This is a genomic window from Streptomyces prasinopilosus, assembly GCF_001419695.1.
Taxonomy (GTDB): Bacteria; Actinomycetota; Actinomycetes; order Streptomycetales; family Streptomycetaceae; genus Streptomyces; species Streptomyces prasinopilosus.
On sequence record NZ_LIRG01001049.1, the window covers coordinates 1 to 1,273 of the forward strand.

Below are 1,273 nucleotides of genomic sequence, written 5' to 3' on the forward strand. Positions count from 1 at the left end.
CCGTGCGGTGGAGCGTGCCGTGGACGTGGGGTCCGGCCCGCCCAGGCCGGACGGACACCCCCGTTCGCCTCCGGCTCGGTCCGCCGGACGGGCCCGGGCGGCCGGAGCGCGCCGGCCCTCGGCCCTCGTCCGAGGGCGGCACGTGACGGCCGGTGGCCGGCGTACGGCGTGGTGGCGGCGGGCGCCGGGGGCCCCGGGCGCGGTCAGTCCGGGAGCAGGCGGCCGCGGCGTGACAGCAGGAACCTCTTGAAGGCCGTCACCGGCGGGGTGTCCGGCCGTTCGGCCAGCCAGGCGACACCGATCTCGCGGGCCGCCCGCGGGGAGGTGACGGTCAGTTCGACCACTTCGGGGCGGGGCACGGCCGGCGGGGGCAGCAGGGCGACGCCGAGCCCGGCCGCGACCAGGCCGCGCAGGGTCTCCGCCTCCTCGCCCTCGAAGGCGACCCGGGGCCGGAACCCGGCCTCGGCGCAGAGGGCGTCGGTGATGCGGCGCAGGCCGTAGCCGGGTTCCAGGGTCACGAAGGTCTCGTCGGCGGCCTCGGCGAGGCGGATCCGGCGGCGGCCGGCGAGCCGGTGGTCGGCGGGGACCACCAGGCGCAGCTTCTGCTCGTCCAGACGGCGGGCGACGAGGTCGGGGGCGTCCGGGACCGGGGAGGTCAGGCACAGGTCGAGCTCGCCCGCGCGAAGGCCCTCCAGCATGGCGTCACCGTGGTTCTGGACGAGGCTGAAGCGGATGCGCGGATGGTCGGCGCGGAAGGCGTGCAGCAGGCCGGGCACGGTCTCGGCGCCCATGGTGTGCAGGAACCCGAAGGCGACCTTGCCGGTGGCCGGGTCGGCGTCGGCGCGCACCTCGTCGGCGGCCCGCTCGATCTCGGCGAGGGCCCGTTCGACGGAGACCAGGAAGGCCCGCCCGGCGGGGGTGAGGGAGAGCGTACGGCCGTGGCGGGCGAACAGGTCGACGCCCAGGTCCTGTTCGAGGCGGACGAGGGACCGGGAGAGCGTGGACTGCGGGACCTGCAGCTCCTGGGCGGCACGGGTGACGTGCTCCGTGCGGGCGACGCCGGCGAAGTGGACGAGACGCGGCGCGAGCAGCGCGACGATGTCTTCCGTGTCACTGGACGGTGACAGCCGGCCCTGCGACCTCTGCTGATGCTCCATGGGAACGATTATGACGATTCCGTGCATTGGACGGATGAGCGGAGCCGTCCGTAACGTCGAAGCATGTCTCCCGCCAGTACCAAGGCGTCCACCGGTGTGGACGCCTTGGTACTGGC

The 1,273-nt window shown here is 75.1% G+C and carries 1 protein-coding gene; it reads right to left on the reverse strand.

Annotation, left to right across the window (positions count from 1 at the left end; all coding sequences use genetic code 11):
- Window positions 1–203: 203 nt before the first annotated feature.
- Window positions 204–1,157 carry a LysR family transcriptional regulator gene (locus tag AOK18_RS30005; RefSeq protein ID WP_055572969.1) on the reverse strand — a complete coding sequence of 318 codons (954 nt, stop codon included), beginning with the start codon at window positions 1,155–1,157 and terminating at the stop codon, window positions 204–206.
- Window positions 1,158–1,273: the final 116 nt, after the last annotated feature.